This is a genomic window from Sphingopyxis sp. BE235 (genome assembly GCF_031457175.1).
Lineage (GTDB): Bacteria > Pseudomonadota > Alphaproteobacteria > Sphingomonadales > Sphingomonadaceae > Sphingopyxis.
Genome location: NZ_JAVDWC010000001.1, coordinates 1,256,187 through 1,269,785, shown reverse-complemented (window position 1 = coordinate 1,269,785; position 13,599 = coordinate 1,256,187). Strand labels below are relative to the sequence as shown.

Below are 13,599 nucleotides of genomic sequence, written 5' to 3'. Positions count from 1 at the left end.
CCGGGGTGACGAAGTAATAGGGAAAGGCATTTTCGCGAAACGGCGGAAAACTACCCAACTTCACTCGCAAACTGCATTCCATCGCACGCGTTGAAGGGCGCGGAAGGATGCCTGTCGCTGTTAGGAGGAAAGCTGCGTCGCTGGTCATCGTCCGGCACGCTAAATCGGCGCAATATTGTAGGACAGCGGTTTATGGATGGAGCTGACACGATGAAGACAATCGGCCTGATCGGCGGTTTGAGCTGGGAAAGCTCGGCCCAATATTACCGCCTGCTCAACGAGGTCGTGCGGGCGCGGCTGGGCGGGCTGCATTCGGCACGCGTCCTGCTGCTGTCGCTCGATTTCGCGCCCATCGCCGAACTGCAGGCGAGCGGCGACTGGGATGTGCTCGATCGCCAGATGGCGGACGCCGCCCGGTCCTTGACGGCGGGCGGCGCCGAACTGCTCTTGATCTGCGCGAATACGATGCACCTGTGCGCCGAGGCGGTCGAGGCGGCGACGCCGGTGCCGCTGCTCCACATCGCCGACCCCGCGATCGCGGCGGTCCAGGCGGCGGGCTTTTCGCGCGTCGGGCTGCTCGGCACCGCCTTCACGATGGAAAAGCCCTTCTATACCGCGCGCATGGCGGCGGCGGGTATCGAAGCGCTGATCCCCGGCGACGCCGATCGCGCGATCGTCCACGGCATCATCTATGACGAGCTGGTGCAGGGCGTCGTTAGCGACGCATCGCGCGCCGAATACCGGCGGATCATTGCCGCGCTGATCGCCGACGGCGCCGAGGCGATCGTCCTTGGGTGTACGGAAATCATGCTGCTGGTCGGCGAAGCGGACAGCGCGGTGCCGCTGTTCGACACGCTGGCGTTGCATGTTGATGCGGCGGTCGAGGCCGCGCTCACCTAGGCTCTGGCTCTGCTATTCCGTCATTCCCGCGAAGGCGGGAATCCCGCTTTGACTCCGTTGGCGCTAGCAGACCGTCTTCGCGTCTTCGCGCGAAACGCTGAAAAAGCCTCAAGCAAAGGCGCGAAGAGAAGGAAGAAAAAGCAGGATTCCCGCCTGCGCGGGAATGACGAGACAAAAATCGAGAGGTGCTGACCCTAGCTGCGCGCGAGCTTTGTCAGCTCGGTCGCGAGGAAATCGAGGACGAGGCGGACGCGCGGGACGTGGCGCAGCCGTTCGTGGGTCAGCAGCCACAGCCCCGTCGTATCCTCGGTCTTCGGCGGGATGCAGCGGATCAGGTCGGGTTCGCGATCGGCGATGAAGGCGGGCAGGATGGTGAGCCCCATGCCCGAACGCACGCCCGCGAGCAGCCCCGATCCCGTGTCATATTGCATCACGACCGACTCCTCGAGCCCGTGCTGGCGCAGCCAGGCCTGATAGGGTTCCCAGACGCCGCCGCCGCCGCCGATGAACGGATGCGTCGCAAGCTCCGCACGGCCGTGCGGGATGCCGTGCAGATCGGCATAGGCCCGGCTGCAATAGACGGTCCAGGGATTGTCGGCGATGCGCCGCCCAACGAGCCCCGCGCCCGCGGGCTGCTTGCTGCTGCGGATCGCGATGTCCGCGGCGCCCGCGGCGAGGTCGCGCGGTTCGTCCGACGTATCGAGATGGATATGGATGCCCGGATGCGCGGCGCGAAGGTCGCGCAGGATCGGCGGGAGGACGGTGACCGCGAAGATTTCCATCGTCGTCAGGCTGACCGTGCCGCCCGCATCGCGCGACCGCGCGCCCGCCGCATCGCCGAAGCGGTCGGCGGCATCGCGCACCGCGACAGCGCTTGCCACCATCGCCTCGCCCACCGGGGTCAGCGCATAGCCCGCCTGTCGCCGCTCGAACAGGTTGAGGCCCGTCGCCTCCTCGAGCGCCGCTATCCGCCGCGCGACGGTCGTCTGGCTGACGCGCATCGATTGCGCGGCCGACAGGGTGCTGCCGGTCTCGGCAACGGCCAGAAAGGCCTTCAGGTCGTTCCAATCATACATGCCGTCTTGTGCGACATAATCGCCCCGCCCTCATTCTGCAATTTTGCAGAATGGCCGCGCAACATCGTTGCTCCTTTCGGCCGCAGCGATCGATTATTTCTGTCTCACCGGCTTCCTCCCCTCCTCCCCAGCCGGCCGATGGAGACTCAAGATGCAAAAGCTTCTGATCCTCGCCGCCCTCGCTGCCGTATCGATCGGCCAGCCCGTATCGGCGCAAACCGCCCCTGCGAACCCGAGCGTCGCCGTGGCGCACCGCGACCTCGACCTTCGGACCGAGGCCGGCACCAAGGCGCTCGACCGCCGCATCTGGCGCGCCGTTGTCGAAGTGTGCGGCACCGCCCCCGATTTCGATATCGCGGGCAAGAATGACGTGCGGCAATGCCGCCGCGACACAAAGCGCGTCGCCTCGGTGCAGGCCGATGTGGTGGTCGCCAATGCGTCGCGTGGCGAGCCGATCCAGGTCAGCTCGATCCGCAACTGACCGGCGGACCCAAGTTGCAGGGCCCGTCAAAGCCGGGGCCATGATTCGGGCACGATCATGGTCCCGGCTTGCTATTGGATTACGTGTTCCCCGAGGGGCGGAAACTATGTTCGTGACGGAACGTCCGCTTTCGGGGCGAAGAGCGGACTTCGGCTAGAGCGCAGTCTTTGTCACCCTTGCCTTCGCTTTCCTTTGCATAAACGCAATTGGGGCAGCAATGACAAGCGCCCCGATTGCTGAAGCAACGATGCGCGGGCCAAATGGTAAAAACCCTAAAACTGCGAGTTGTAGCACCGGCAGTGCAAGCAGGTAGGTTAAAACGGCATAAGCCTTCACACGCCAAAGCAAGACGATACCTGCCAAGCACGATGCGATAGCGATGACGCCCGCTACGAGAACGACGAAATTCATACGCCTATTGTAGCCGGAACTAACATGTCCGCAATCGATCGTTTCCGGCGATCGCAAATCTGCCCTCACCCCCGCGCGTCGAACGCCATGCGCGCTCTTGCCACCTTTTCCAGATTGGCCTCCGCCCAGACCCACACGCCGCAGAAGGCTTCGCCGAGACTGTGGCCGAGGTCGGTCAGGCAATATTCGACCTTTGGCGGGACGACCGGGTGAACCGTCCGCACGAGCAACCCGTCGCGCTCCATCTGGCGCAGGGTTTGCGTCAGCATCTTCTGACTGATGCCGGGGACGCGGCGCGACAATTCAGTGAAGCGGCAGGTTCCGTGATCCTCCAGCTCCTCGAGAACGAGTAGAGTCCATTTGTCGGCGACTCGGCCGATGAGTTCGTTGACGAGCGTTTCGACGCGCGGATCGACCGGCGCGTGCGGGTCATAGGCAATTTTTTCGGGCGTGGGCATGGCGGAAAATCCATATCTCTCTTTTGGGTAACTATGGCACTTTCGGGTGCCTACTTTCTTTTGGAGAGTGTAGAGATATCTTTGCCTTCTCACCACCCCCTAAGGAGGCAAATATGAAAACCACAGGCAACACCATCCTCGTCACCGGCGGGGGTTCGGGCATCGGACTGGCGCTCGCGCAGCGTTGGCACGACGCGGGCAACAAGGTCATCGTCACCGGGCGCAATGCCGCGAAACTGGAAGCGGCGATCGCGGGGCGGCCGAACATGGCGGCGGTCGCGCTCGACGTCACCGATGCCGATGCGATCGCGGCTTTCGCGAAGGAGATCGTCGCGAAATTCCCGAGCCTCAATGTGCTGGTCAACAATGCCGGGATCATGAACGCCGAGGATGCAAGCACGAAGCGCGACTTGTCGCAGGCCGAGGCGACGGTCGTGACCAACATCCTCGGTCCCATCCGGCTGATCGACGCACTGGTCGATCATCTGGCGGCGCAGGCGGACAGCGCGGTCGTCAATGTGACGTCGGGGCTGGCGTTCGTCCCCTTCCCCAAGGCGCCGACCTATTCGGCGACCAAGGCGGCGATCCACAGCTACTCGGGCGCGCTGCGCATCCAGCTCGCGGGCAAGGTCGAGGTGATCGAGCTCGCCCCGCCTGCGGTGCGCACCGACCTGACCCCCGGCCAGTCGACGCGCGAGGGCTATATGCCGCTGGACGAGTTCGCCGATGAGGTGATGGCGCTGTTCGCGGTGGCGCCGACCCCCGAGGAAATCCTGGTGCAGAACGTCCTGCCGCTGCGCAATGCCGAGGCGAACGGGACGGTGCCGCAGGTGCTGGGGATGCTGGCGTCGCTTTAATTGGCGATCCTCCCTGTTGCGCAGCAATGGGGAGGTGGCAGCGCGAAGCGCTGACGGAGGGGCTATAACGCGGCCCCTCCACCACCCGCTTCGCGGGCGGTCCCCCTCCCCACGCTTTCAGCGCAGGGAGGATCAACGGCGGAAGATTGCGCTTTTGCGCCTTCCCCACTATATGGCCGCGCATCATGCAGATTCCCGGCCACATCGACCCCGTCACGACGGGCACCGTTCCCTTGCGCGGCGGCAACCGCATCGACCTGATCGGGCTGACGCGCGACGCGATCGGCGGCGTGCTGGTCGAGGCGGGCCTCGACGCCAAGGCCGCGAAGCTGCGCGCCAAGCAGATCTGGCACTGGATGTATCACCGCGGGGTCACCGATTTCGAGGCGATGACCGACATCGCGAAGGCGATGCGCCCGTGGCTGACCGACCGTTTCATCATCGGCCGCCCGACGGTGCGCGAGGCACAGGTGTCGAGCGACGGGACGCGCAAATGGCTGCTCGCCGCCGCCGACGGCCAGGAATATGAGATGGTCTTTATCCCCGACGCCGATCGGGGAACCTTGTGCGTGTCGAGCCAGGTCGGCTGCACGCTCAATTGCCGTTTCTGCCACACCGGCACGATGCGCCTCGTCCGCAACCTCGCCGCGGGCGAGATCGTCGGGCAGGTGATGCTGGCGCGCGATGAACTCGGCGAATGGCCGAAGGGGACGATGGCAGGCTTTGGCCCCGATCCCGAGGATGACGACGATGAAGAGGGCGGGAACTATACCGCCGACGGGCGCATCCTGACCAACATCGTGATGATGGGCATGGGCGAGCCGCTGTATAATTTCGACGAGGTCAAGGGCGCGCTCAAGATCGTCATGGATGGCGACGGGCTTGCGCTGTCGCGCCGCCGCATCACGCTGTCGACGAGCGGCGTCGTCCCGATGATGGCGCGCGCGGGCGAAGAGATCGGCGTCAACCTCGCGGTCTCGCTCCATGCGGTGTCGAAGGAAATTCGCGACGAGATCGTCCCGCTCAACCGCAAATATGGCATCGACGAACTGCTGAAGGCCTGCGCCGACTATCCCGGTGCGGGCAATTCGCGGCGCATCACCTTCGAATATGTGATGCTGAAGGACAAGAATGACAGCGACGACGATGCGCGCGAGCTTGTCCGGCTGATCCGCGAATATGGCCTGCACGCGAAGGTCAATCTGATCCCCTTCAACCCCTGGCCCGGGGCGATGTACGAATGTTCGTCGCCCGAGCGCGTGCGCGCATTCAGCAACCTGATTTTCAAGGCCGGGATTTCGGCGCCGGTGCGCACCCCGCGCGGGCGCGACATCATGGCGGCGTGCGGGCAATTGAAGAGCGCGGCGACCAAGCCGAGTCGCGCCGAACTCGACCGGATCGCCGAGGAAAAGCAGGCCGCGCTCGGCTAAAGACGCCTCCCAGCGTCTTTTTCCCATCTTCGTAAGCGTCAGAAACCCGCGGATATGCGGGATTGCGACCGCATACCTATTCTATACTGTGTGGTAAAAATAACACAGGTAAGAAAATTGTCACATTCTGAACGATCCGTTCATTGCAGCGACAGCCGCGAGCCCCATTTAGGGGGCGTCGCGACCCAAAGGGCGTGGCCGATTAAAAGCAGAAGGAAAAGAACATGAAGAAATTCGCAGTTGCAGCCGCTCTCCTGACGGCCATCGTTGCAACCCCCGCCATGGCGCAGGGCGAAGGCCGCGTCGAAGTGCGCGGCGGCTATGTCACGGGCAGCGGCCTCGACGACGCCACGCTTGGCGCCGCGGCCGGCTATGATTTCGACCTCGGCTCGAGCGCGTTCGCGGGTGCCGAAATCGCGGGCGACAAGGTGCTGATCGACGGCGCCAAGGTCCAGTTCTCGGCCGGCGGCCGCGCGGGCGCCAAGGTCGGCGCCAACGGCAAGCTCTATGCCAACGCCGGTTACACCTTCGGCCAGATCGACGATCCCTATGTCGGTGCCGGCTACCAGCACAAGCTGGGCCAGAACCTCTACGCCAAGGCCGAATATCGCCACCAGTTCATCGAGAACTTCAGCGATTTCGACACCTTCGCGGTCGGCGTCGGCTTCGCTTTCTGATCCTTTCGGAACAGCGAAACGAAAAGAGAGGGGCGGCCCATCGGGCCGCCCCTTTTTATTTGCTCCATCATGACCCAATCCGGGCAACATCGGGTTGCCCGCTTCACGGGGCTTTGCGATAAAGCCCCGTGCGCGCACCCACTGCCATTCTCGCGGGACTTTGCATCCTTCTAACCGCGTGCGGACAGGATGAGCTCGCTTCCGACAACAGGCCCAAAATTTGCCGAACAACGACATTTTGCGCTATCCCCGCCCCACCTCCCGAAAATCTGCCGATCGCTGATCGTTCCGAAGAGCCGGATCGCCGGATCCGTTCCCAGCTCGCAAGCGATTTTGGCGAAGCGCGCACGCTGTTCCGCATCGGCCCCAGCGGCGAAAACAGATGGACCGACAGAAACGGCGAACGACACCGAGGCCTCAAGTTGTATTTCGTGGCAAAGCCAGCCACGCCAGATATCGGCAGCATCTGGGTCGTCTTTGACCATATAGCCGGTGACGCGCCGAAAACGCAGATACTGGTCCGCGACCTCGACCGCCGAAAGATTCGCGTGGTCGTCGATGGCCGGGAAGAAGGGAATAAAGGCCTCGCCTTCTCAGCCTATCGTATCGCGGTGGTTGACCGCACAACCGGCATCGGTCCGACATTCGTGTCGCGAGATGGTCAGCAGCCCTATGTGCGACATGAATTCACCTCGAATTACGTCCGCCGCGATTGGGAGAGTGCGGTTACGTCGACATGCGGTGGAGGGCCATTGACTGAGGTTCCGCCAGCGTGGATCGCTGACCGTCGGCGCCGCTGCCGCATTTGATTTCTTTTTATTTGCGCGCCGACGCGCGTCGCGGCACCACCACGGAATGACCGCTTTCGCCTATATCGCCGCCGCGCTGGCCGAGATCGCCGGATGCTTTGCTTTCTGGGCGTGGCTGCGGCTCGATAAGTCGGTGTGGTGGATCGTGCCCGGCATGGCGTCGCTGGCGCTGTTCGCGTGGCTGCTCACGCTCGTCGATGCCGAACATGCCGGGCGCACATATGCTGCCTATGGCGGGGTCTATATCGTCTCGGCGCTGATCTGGCTGTGGGCGGTCGAGGGCGCAAAGCCCGACCGCTGGGATTTGATCGGCGCCGCCGTCTGCCTCGGCGGCGCGGCGATCATATTGTTCGGACCGCGCGCGAGCTAGCCCGCGTTCGGCAGCGCCTGTTCAACCAGCGGCGCCAATCCTTCCGCGACGACCGTCACGCCCTTGGCATTGGGATGCATATTGTCGCCGAGCATCAGCGCCTTGTCGGTAACGACATTGTCGAGGATGAAGGGATAGAAGCTCACGTCATATTTCGACGCGAGCTCGGGATAGATGGGGTTGAACTTCTTCGCATAGTCGCTGCCGAGGTTGGGCGCGGCCATCATGCCGGTGAGCAGCACCGGAATCTCGCGCTTTTTCAGTTCGGCGAGCATCGCGTCGAGATTGGCGCGCGTCTGGTCGGGGCCGATCCCGCGCAGCATGTCGTTGCCGCCCAGCCCGAGCACGACGAGCGCGGGCTTCGCCTTGGCATTATCGAGCACATAGGTCAGGCGCTGGCGCCCCGCGGCGGTGGTGTCGCCCGAAACGCCGGCATTCTGGACGCGCGCGACGACGCCATCGTCGGCGAGCGCGGCCTGCAATTGCGGCGCGAGCCCTTCCTTCGGGCCGAGCTGGTAGCCCGCGTAAAGCGAGTCACCAAAGGCGATCACGAGCGGCGCGTCGGCGGGGATTGCGGGCGCCGCTTTCGCCGCGACCTTGTCGTTGGTCGAAGCCGACGGGTTTTCCGCCGATCCGCACGCCGCGAGCGGTTGGCAAAGCGCGATTGCGCAACCATATATCAAGAAAGAGCGCCATCCGGCCGTTCTCATTTCAAAGGGTCCTCTCCTTGCCCGACGCCCAACGACCACTCGAGGCCTTGGCGCCCGAAGTGGCGATCGCCGCCCACAATGTGACGCTCACGCTTGGAAGCGACAAGGCCCCGGTTGAAATTTTGCGCGGCGTCGATCTGGAGGTTCCCGCGGGCGCCTCGGTTGCGCTGCTGGGACCGTCGGGGTCGGGGAAAAGCTCGCTGATGGCGGTGCTGGCCGGGCTGGAACGCGCGAACGGCGGCAGCATCCGCGTCGCGGGCCTCGATTTCGGGGCGATGGACGAGGATGACCTCGCGAGGGCGCGACGCGGCCGGATCGGCATCGTGTTGCAGGCGTTTCACCTGCTGCCGACGATGACCGCGCTCGAAAATGTCGCGGTGCCGCTGGAATTGGCCGGGATCGCCGATCCGTTCGGACGTGCCGCGGCCGAGCTTGAAGCCGTCGGGCTCGGGCACCGTCTGACGCACTACCCCGCGCAGCTGTCGGGCGGCGAGCAGCAGCGTGTCGCGATCGCGCGCGCGATGGCAAGCTCGCCCGCGATCATCTTTGCCGACGAGCCGACGGGCAATCTCGACACCGCAACCGGCCACGCGATCATCGACCTGATCTTCGCGCGCCGCGCCGCATTGGGCGCGACCTTGCTCATCATCACCCACGACCCCGAACTCGCCGAGCATTGCGACCGCGTCGTCGTGATGCACGACGGGAAAATCGAGGAGCGGGCCGCGTGAGCGTGGCAAAGTCATCCTCCCTGTGGCGCAGCCATGGGGAGGTGGCAGCGGCGCAGCCGCTGACGGAGGGGCCTTGGCGCCGACGTCGCGGCCCCTCCACCATCTGCTGCGCAGATGGTCCCCCTCCCCACCGCTTCGCGGCAGGGAGGATTTGATGCTGCCGCTCGCCACGCTCTGGCGGATCGCGCGGCGCGACCTTGCGACGCGCATCCGCGGCCTGCGCCTGCTCGCGGTCTGCCTGTTCCTCGGCGTCGCGACGCTCGCGGCGATCGGCAGCCTGACGCGCGGCATCACCTCCGAACTCGAAGTGCGCGGGCAAACCATCCTCGGCGGCGACGTCGAATTCAGTCTGCCGCAGCGCGAGGCGACTGCGGAGGAGATGGCGGGCTTCCGCCGCGTCGGCACACCCTCGGCGACCGTGCGGCTGCGCGCGATGGCGAACGATCCCGACGGCGAGGCTTTGCTGTCCGAATTGAAGGCGGTCGACGGCGTCTATCCGCTCTATGGCACGATGCGGCTCGACAGCGGCGCGCGCCGAGGTCCGCCGCCTCCGGGGGGTATCTGGATCGGCAAGGATCTCGTCTCGCGGCTGGGCCTCAAAGTCGGCGAACGCGTGAAGTTCGGCGAAAAAAGCTTCCTGATCGATGGCGTGATCGCCGAGGAGCCCGACCGGCTGGGCGAAGGCTTCACGCTCGGCCCCGTCGCGATCATCGGACTGGCCGACCTGCCCGCGACGCAGCTGATCCAGCCGGGCAGCCTGTATGAGAGCAAATATCGCGTCCGCCTGCCCGAAAGCGCGAACCCCGAAGCGGTCGGCAAGGCGCTGACCGCCGAGTTCCCCGACGCGGGCTGGGACATCACCGACAGCAGCAATGGCGCGCCGGGCACGCGGCGTTTCATCGAGCGCATGGGGCAGTTCCTGTCGCTCGTCGGCCTCGCCGCGCTGGTGATCGCCGGGATCGGCGTCGGCAACGGCGTCGCGAGCTATCTTGCGGGCAAGCGCCCGGGCCTTGCGACGCTGAAAGTGCTCGGCGCCGACAGCGGCACGGTGGCACGTATCTATGGGCTGCAGATCCTCGCGGTCGCGGCGGTGTCGATCGCCCTCGGCCTGATCGTCGGCGCGCTTGCGCCCGCGATCATCGGCGCGATTGCGGGCGATGTGCTGCCCGTCAAACCCGGCGTCGCCATTTATCCGCTGCCGCTTGCAGTCAGCGCCGCCTATGGCCTGCTGATCGCCATCGCCTTTGCCCTGCCCCCGCTCGCGGCGACGCGGCACGTTCCCGCCGCGGGGCTTTACCGCGCGACGGTGAGCGGCGTGGCGCGGATCGACCGGCAGACGGTCATCGCGGTCGCGGCGGCGCTGGCGGCGATCATCGCGCTCGCGGTCGGCACCGCGCGCGAGCCTCTGTTCGCGCTCGGTTTCATCGGGGCGGCGATCGGGCTGCTGCTCATCCTCGTCGGGCTCGGCTGGCTGGTGCGGCGCACCGCAAGCCGCCTGCCGCGGCCGAAGCGCCCGCTCTTCCGCCTCGCGCTCGCGAACCTGCACCGTCCCGGCGCCGCGACCGGCGCGCTCGTCGTCGCGCTCGGGCTTGGCCTCACCCTGTTCGTGACGCTGGCGGCGATCCAGACGAGCATCACCGCCGAAATCCAGTCAACCGTGCCGCAGCGCGCGCCGAGCTTCTTCATGCTCGACGTGCCGCGCACCGAGACCGCGCGCTTTCAGACGATGGTGACGGGAGCCGATCCTAAAGCCGAGATCAATATGATCCCCGCGCTGCGCGGCAGCGTCACCGAATTTTCCGGCCAACGCGTCGACGAGCTTGCCGAGCTGCCCGAGGGAGCGTGGGTGCTGCGCGGCGATCGCGGGCTGACCTACAGCCCGATCCTGCCCAACGGCAGCGAGCTTGTTGGCGGTCAGTGGTGGGCCGCCGATTACAAGGGGCCGCCGCTGGTCAGCGTCGAGCAGGAGGTCGCCACATCGCTCGGGCTGAAACTGGGCGATACGCTGTCGGTCAATGTGCTGGGGGTCGAAGTGCAGGCGAAAGTCGCGTCGTTCCGCACCGTCAACTGGGACAATTTCGGGCTGAACTATGTGCTCGTCTTCTCGCCCGGCACCTTCGACGCCGCGCCGCATAATATGGTGGCGACGGTGGCGGTCGGGCCCGAGGCCGAGGTCGCCCTGTCGCGCAGCATTCCGCGCGCCTTTCCGTCGGCGTCGCTGATCGCGGTGCGCGATGTCGTGTCGCAGGTGACGACGCTGCTGACGCAGATGAGCCAGGCGATCGCCGCCGCGGCGAGCATCGCGATCCTGGCGGGGATCGCAGTGCTGATCGGCGCGATCGCCGCGAGCCGCGAGCGGCGCGTTTACGACAGCGTGATCCTGAAACTGCTTGGCGCTACGAGGGGCCAGATACTCGGCGCGCAGGGCATGGAATATGCGGTGCTCGCGGGCATTTTGGCAGTGCTAGCCCTCGGGCTGGGGCTTGCGGGCGCCTGGTATGTCGTGACGCAGCTGTTCGAATTCGACTTCGCGCCCGACCCGCTGATCGTCGGGATGACCCTGCTCGGCGGCGCCGGCTTGTCCTTCCTGATCGGGATTGCGGGAAGCTGGCCTCTGCTGTCGGCGAAGCCCGCGCAGGCGCTGCGCAGCCTCTAGTTCAGGATCCGCACCACCGCCGACACCGCCGCGATGCCGAGGACGATCGCGACCATCGCCTGCCAGACATGCGGCGGGACACGGCCGAAATGGCGCGCGCCGACATAGTTTCCCAGCCACATCGGCACGAACAGGATCACCGCGAGCAGGAATAATCGCCATGTCGCGATCCCGACCCAGAGCGCGGCGAGTGTCCCCGCGATCGCGGTGCCAAAGAAGATCAGCAGCATCGACGCGCGCGCGACCTTGGGCTCGAGATGGCGGCGGAGGTAAAAGGGCACGACCGGCGGTCCCGGCATCGCGGCAAAGCCGGTGAGAATGCCCGATGCGACCCCCGTCCCCGCAATCGCGCCGCGCCCCGGCCGGTGTCCCTCGGGCTGTTTGGGCAGCAGCACCGCGACAAAGGCACCGACCGCGACCAAGGTAATCAGCAGCCGCGCAATGTCGGGCGTCGTCGCATCGAGCGCGACCATGCCGACCGGCGTCGTCGCCATCGCGAGCAGCGCGATCGGCACCGCGGTCGCGCGGTCGGCGTCGGCCATGATGATCCCGATCCCGACCGGCCCGATCAGCAGTTGCAGCAATATGCCGAGCACCACCGCCTCTCCGGGGGCGATGATGAGCCCCAGGAGCGGTACGAGGATGATCGCCATGCCAAAGCCGGTGAGGCCGCGGACATAGGCGGCGGCGAAGGTCATCGCCGCCGCGCCGACGAGCGTCAGCGGCGCGATGCCAACAAGCTGCGACAGGCCGGTCAAGAGGCGTGCGCCACGACGGGCGGGCGGAAGGCGGGATGGAAGGGCAGCGCTTGTTTCCCCGGCAGCGGATCGAACTGGCCCGGCCGATACCGCAGGAACGCCGAGGCGGCTAGCCCCCGCCGTTCAAGCCAGCGGCCAAAGCTTGTCGACCGGGCGTTCGAGCACGTGCGCGGCGATGCTGTGCAATTTTTGCGGTGCGAGGCGTCCGGTCTTTGCCGCGCCGGCAAGCCAGGTTTCGATCGATCCGCCGGTTTCGATCCATTTGTCCTGGCGCAGCATCCCGTAAAAGGCTCCCGCGAGAATATGGATGCCATCGTCCGATTTGCGCCAACGATCGGACGGATTGCGCGCAACCCCCAGTTCCTCCGCGATCAGCTGGTCGAGCGCCTGCGCCAGATCCTCGTTCAGCAGGCCTTCGAGCGTCGTATAGCCCCATTTGGGGTCATGTTCGGCGACGACGCGCGGGATCAGCGGGTCTTTGGCGAGGATGGCGAGCGCGGCCTTTGCAGCGGGGCCGTCCATCACCACCGGCGGGTGGAGCATTTCATGGCCCGCGTTGCGCACGGTGATCGCGGTGTTCCAGTCGGCCGCCTGCAGGAAGGTCTGGCCCTGCACCTTGATCCCGTGCGGCTTGCAAAATTGCAGCAGCACCACCTCGATTTCGGGGTCGAACGTGCGGCCGGTCAGCTTTTCGTGCAGGCGGATCACGTCATAGGCGCCGAGATCGGCCTGAAGCTGGATGATCCGCCCTTCGAGCGCGGCGATGCGTTCGGCGCGAAAGGCGGCGAAGCCCGCACCCTGCATCGCTTCGAGCACCGCTTTCACGCGCGGGGCGTGCGCGGCGAACCACGCCCAGTCCTTTTCGTTCCAATGGCTGCTCGCGCGATAGGCGGGGAGCAAGCGCGTTTCGGGCGCGGCGGCGGCGGCGATCAGCGCGGCAAGGCTCGTGTCGTCGCCGCCCGAAAAGACGAGCGACAAGACCGGGCCGAGCAGCCCGAAACCCGCATCATTGGCCTCGCGCGACAGCGCCGGAATTTCGGCGCGCGCCGCAGCCGAAAGGCGCGGCGCGAAGGCGTCGGCGTCGGCCTGATAATAGGGCAAATAAAGCTCTCCCCCCGCCAGCGGCCCCAGAAAGGCGAGCGCATCGAAGCCTTCGGATGCGCGCACCTTCCATTGCGTGCGCATCGGCGGGCGCTGGTTTTGCGCTGAGGCGATGGTGGGAACAGCGAGGGCGGCGGTGCCGAGCGAGGCGGCAATGAAGAAGCGGCGATCCAT

Annotated in this window: 15 protein-coding genes; 9 read left to right on the top strand and 6 right to left on the bottom strand. The window is 65.8% G+C overall.

Translation table 11 applies throughout. The annotated features are described in order from the left end of the window. Positions 1-210: 210 nt before the first annotated feature. On the top strand, positions 211-900 hold the full coding sequence (locus J2X38_RS05960) for an aspartate/glutamate racemase family protein (protein ID WP_310252213.1): 690 nt from the start codon (positions 211-213) through the stop codon (positions 898-900). A 194-nt stretch (positions 901-1,094) separates the two neighbouring features. On the opposite strand, the gene J2X38_RS05955 is transcribed toward J2X38_RS05960, so the two are convergent. Continuing rightward, positions 1,095-1,976, bottom strand: coding sequence for a LysR family transcriptional regulator (locus J2X38_RS05955; protein WP_058536569.1), 882 nt, complete (start codon positions 1,974-1,976; stop codon positions 1,095-1,097). Positions 1,977-2,127: 151 nt separating this feature from the next. On the opposite strand from J2X38_RS05955, the gene J2X38_RS05950 reads away from it, so the two are divergent. Further along, complete coding sequence (locus tag J2X38_RS05950) at positions 2,128-2,457, top strand: UrcA family protein (RefSeq protein WP_310252210.1); 330 nt, start codon at positions 2,128-2,130, stop codon at positions 2,455-2,457. A gap of 153 nt (positions 2,458-2,610) precedes the next feature. On the opposite strand, the gene J2X38_RS05945 is transcribed toward J2X38_RS05950, so the two are convergent. Both J2X38_RS05945 and J2X38_RS05940 read right to left on the bottom strand, forming a co-directional pair. Then, positions 2,611-2,868, bottom strand: a complete 258-nt coding sequence (locus J2X38_RS05945) for a hypothetical protein (RefSeq protein ID WP_310252208.1) — start codon at positions 2,866-2,868, stop codon at positions 2,611-2,613. A gap of 65 nt (positions 2,869-2,933) precedes the next feature. Continuing rightward, positions 2,934-3,326, bottom strand: coding sequence for a helix-turn-helix domain-containing protein (locus J2X38_RS05940; RefSeq protein ID WP_310252206.1), 393 nt, complete (start codon positions 3,324-3,326; stop codon positions 2,934-2,936). Between the two features lie 113 nt (positions 3,327-3,439). Here J2X38_RS05940 and J2X38_RS05935 point away from each other — a divergent pair, with 113 nt between their 5' ends. The 5 genes from J2X38_RS05935 (at position 3,440) to J2X38_RS05915 (ending at position 7,469) form a co-directional block, all read left to right on the top strand. Next, entirely contained in the window at positions 3,440-4,183 is a 744-nt protein-coding gene (locus J2X38_RS05935) for an SDR family oxidoreductase (RefSeq protein WP_310252204.1), read from the top strand. A gap of 185 nt (positions 4,184-4,368) precedes the next feature. Further along, the gene (gene rlmN, locus J2X38_RS05930; RefSeq protein WP_058536574.1) at positions 4,369-5,613 is read left to right on the top strand and encodes a 23S rRNA (adenine(2503)-C(2))-methyltransferase RlmN; all 1,245 of its coding nucleotides are present in this window, start codon (positions 4,369-4,371) and stop codon (positions 5,611-5,613) included. Between the two features lie 224 nt (positions 5,614-5,837). Beyond that, positions 5,838-6,290: an outer membrane protein gene (locus tag J2X38_RS05925; RefSeq protein WP_137893648.1), complete on the top strand. Its 453-nt coding sequence runs from the start codon at positions 5,838-5,840 to the stop codon at positions 6,288-6,290. Between the two features lie 128 nt (positions 6,291-6,418). Beyond that, on the top strand, positions 6,419-7,099 hold the full coding sequence (locus J2X38_RS05920) for a hypothetical protein (protein WP_310252199.1): 681 nt from the start codon (positions 6,419-6,421) through the stop codon (positions 7,097-7,099). 46 nt (positions 7,100-7,145) lie between these two features. Continuing rightward, entirely contained in the window at positions 7,146-7,469 is a 324-nt protein-coding gene (locus J2X38_RS05915; RefSeq protein WP_310252197.1) for a YnfA family protein, read from the top strand. Here the strand turns inward: J2X38_RS05915 and J2X38_RS05910 are convergent. After that, positions 7,466-8,179, bottom strand: coding sequence for an arylesterase (locus J2X38_RS05910; protein ID WP_310252195.1), 714 nt, complete (start codon positions 8,177-8,179; stop codon positions 7,466-7,468). The genes J2X38_RS05915 and J2X38_RS05910 overlap by 4 nt on opposite strands. A 17-nt stretch (positions 8,180-8,196) precedes the next feature. Here J2X38_RS05910 and J2X38_RS05905 point away from each other — a divergent pair, with 17 nt between their 5' ends. Together J2X38_RS05905 and J2X38_RS05900 are read left to right on the top strand one after the other, a co-directional pair. Further along, positions 8,197-8,910 carry an ABC transporter ATP-binding protein gene (locus J2X38_RS05905; protein ID WP_058799922.1) on the top strand — a complete coding sequence of 238 codons (714 nt, stop codon included), beginning with the start codon at positions 8,197-8,199 and terminating at the stop codon, positions 8,908-8,910. A 154-nt stretch (positions 8,911-9,064) separates the two neighbouring features. Then, complete coding sequence (locus tag J2X38_RS05900; RefSeq protein ID WP_310252193.1) at positions 9,065-11,566, top strand: FtsX-like permease family protein; 2,502 nt, start codon at positions 9,065-9,067, stop codon at positions 11,564-11,566. Here J2X38_RS05900 and J2X38_RS05895 read toward each other — a convergent pair. After that, positions 11,563-12,324 (bottom strand): sulfite exporter TauE/SafE family protein, encoded by a 762-nt coding sequence (locus J2X38_RS05895; RefSeq protein WP_310252191.1) that lies wholly within the window; start codon positions 12,322-12,324, stop codon positions 11,563-11,565. The genes J2X38_RS05900 and J2X38_RS05895 overlap by 4 nt on opposite strands. Positions 12,325-12,447: 123 nt before the next feature. Further along, the gene (locus J2X38_RS05890; RefSeq protein WP_310252189.1) at positions 12,448-13,599 is read right to left on the bottom strand and encodes a hypothetical protein; all 1,152 of its coding nucleotides are present in this window, start codon (positions 13,597-13,599) and stop codon (positions 12,448-12,450) included.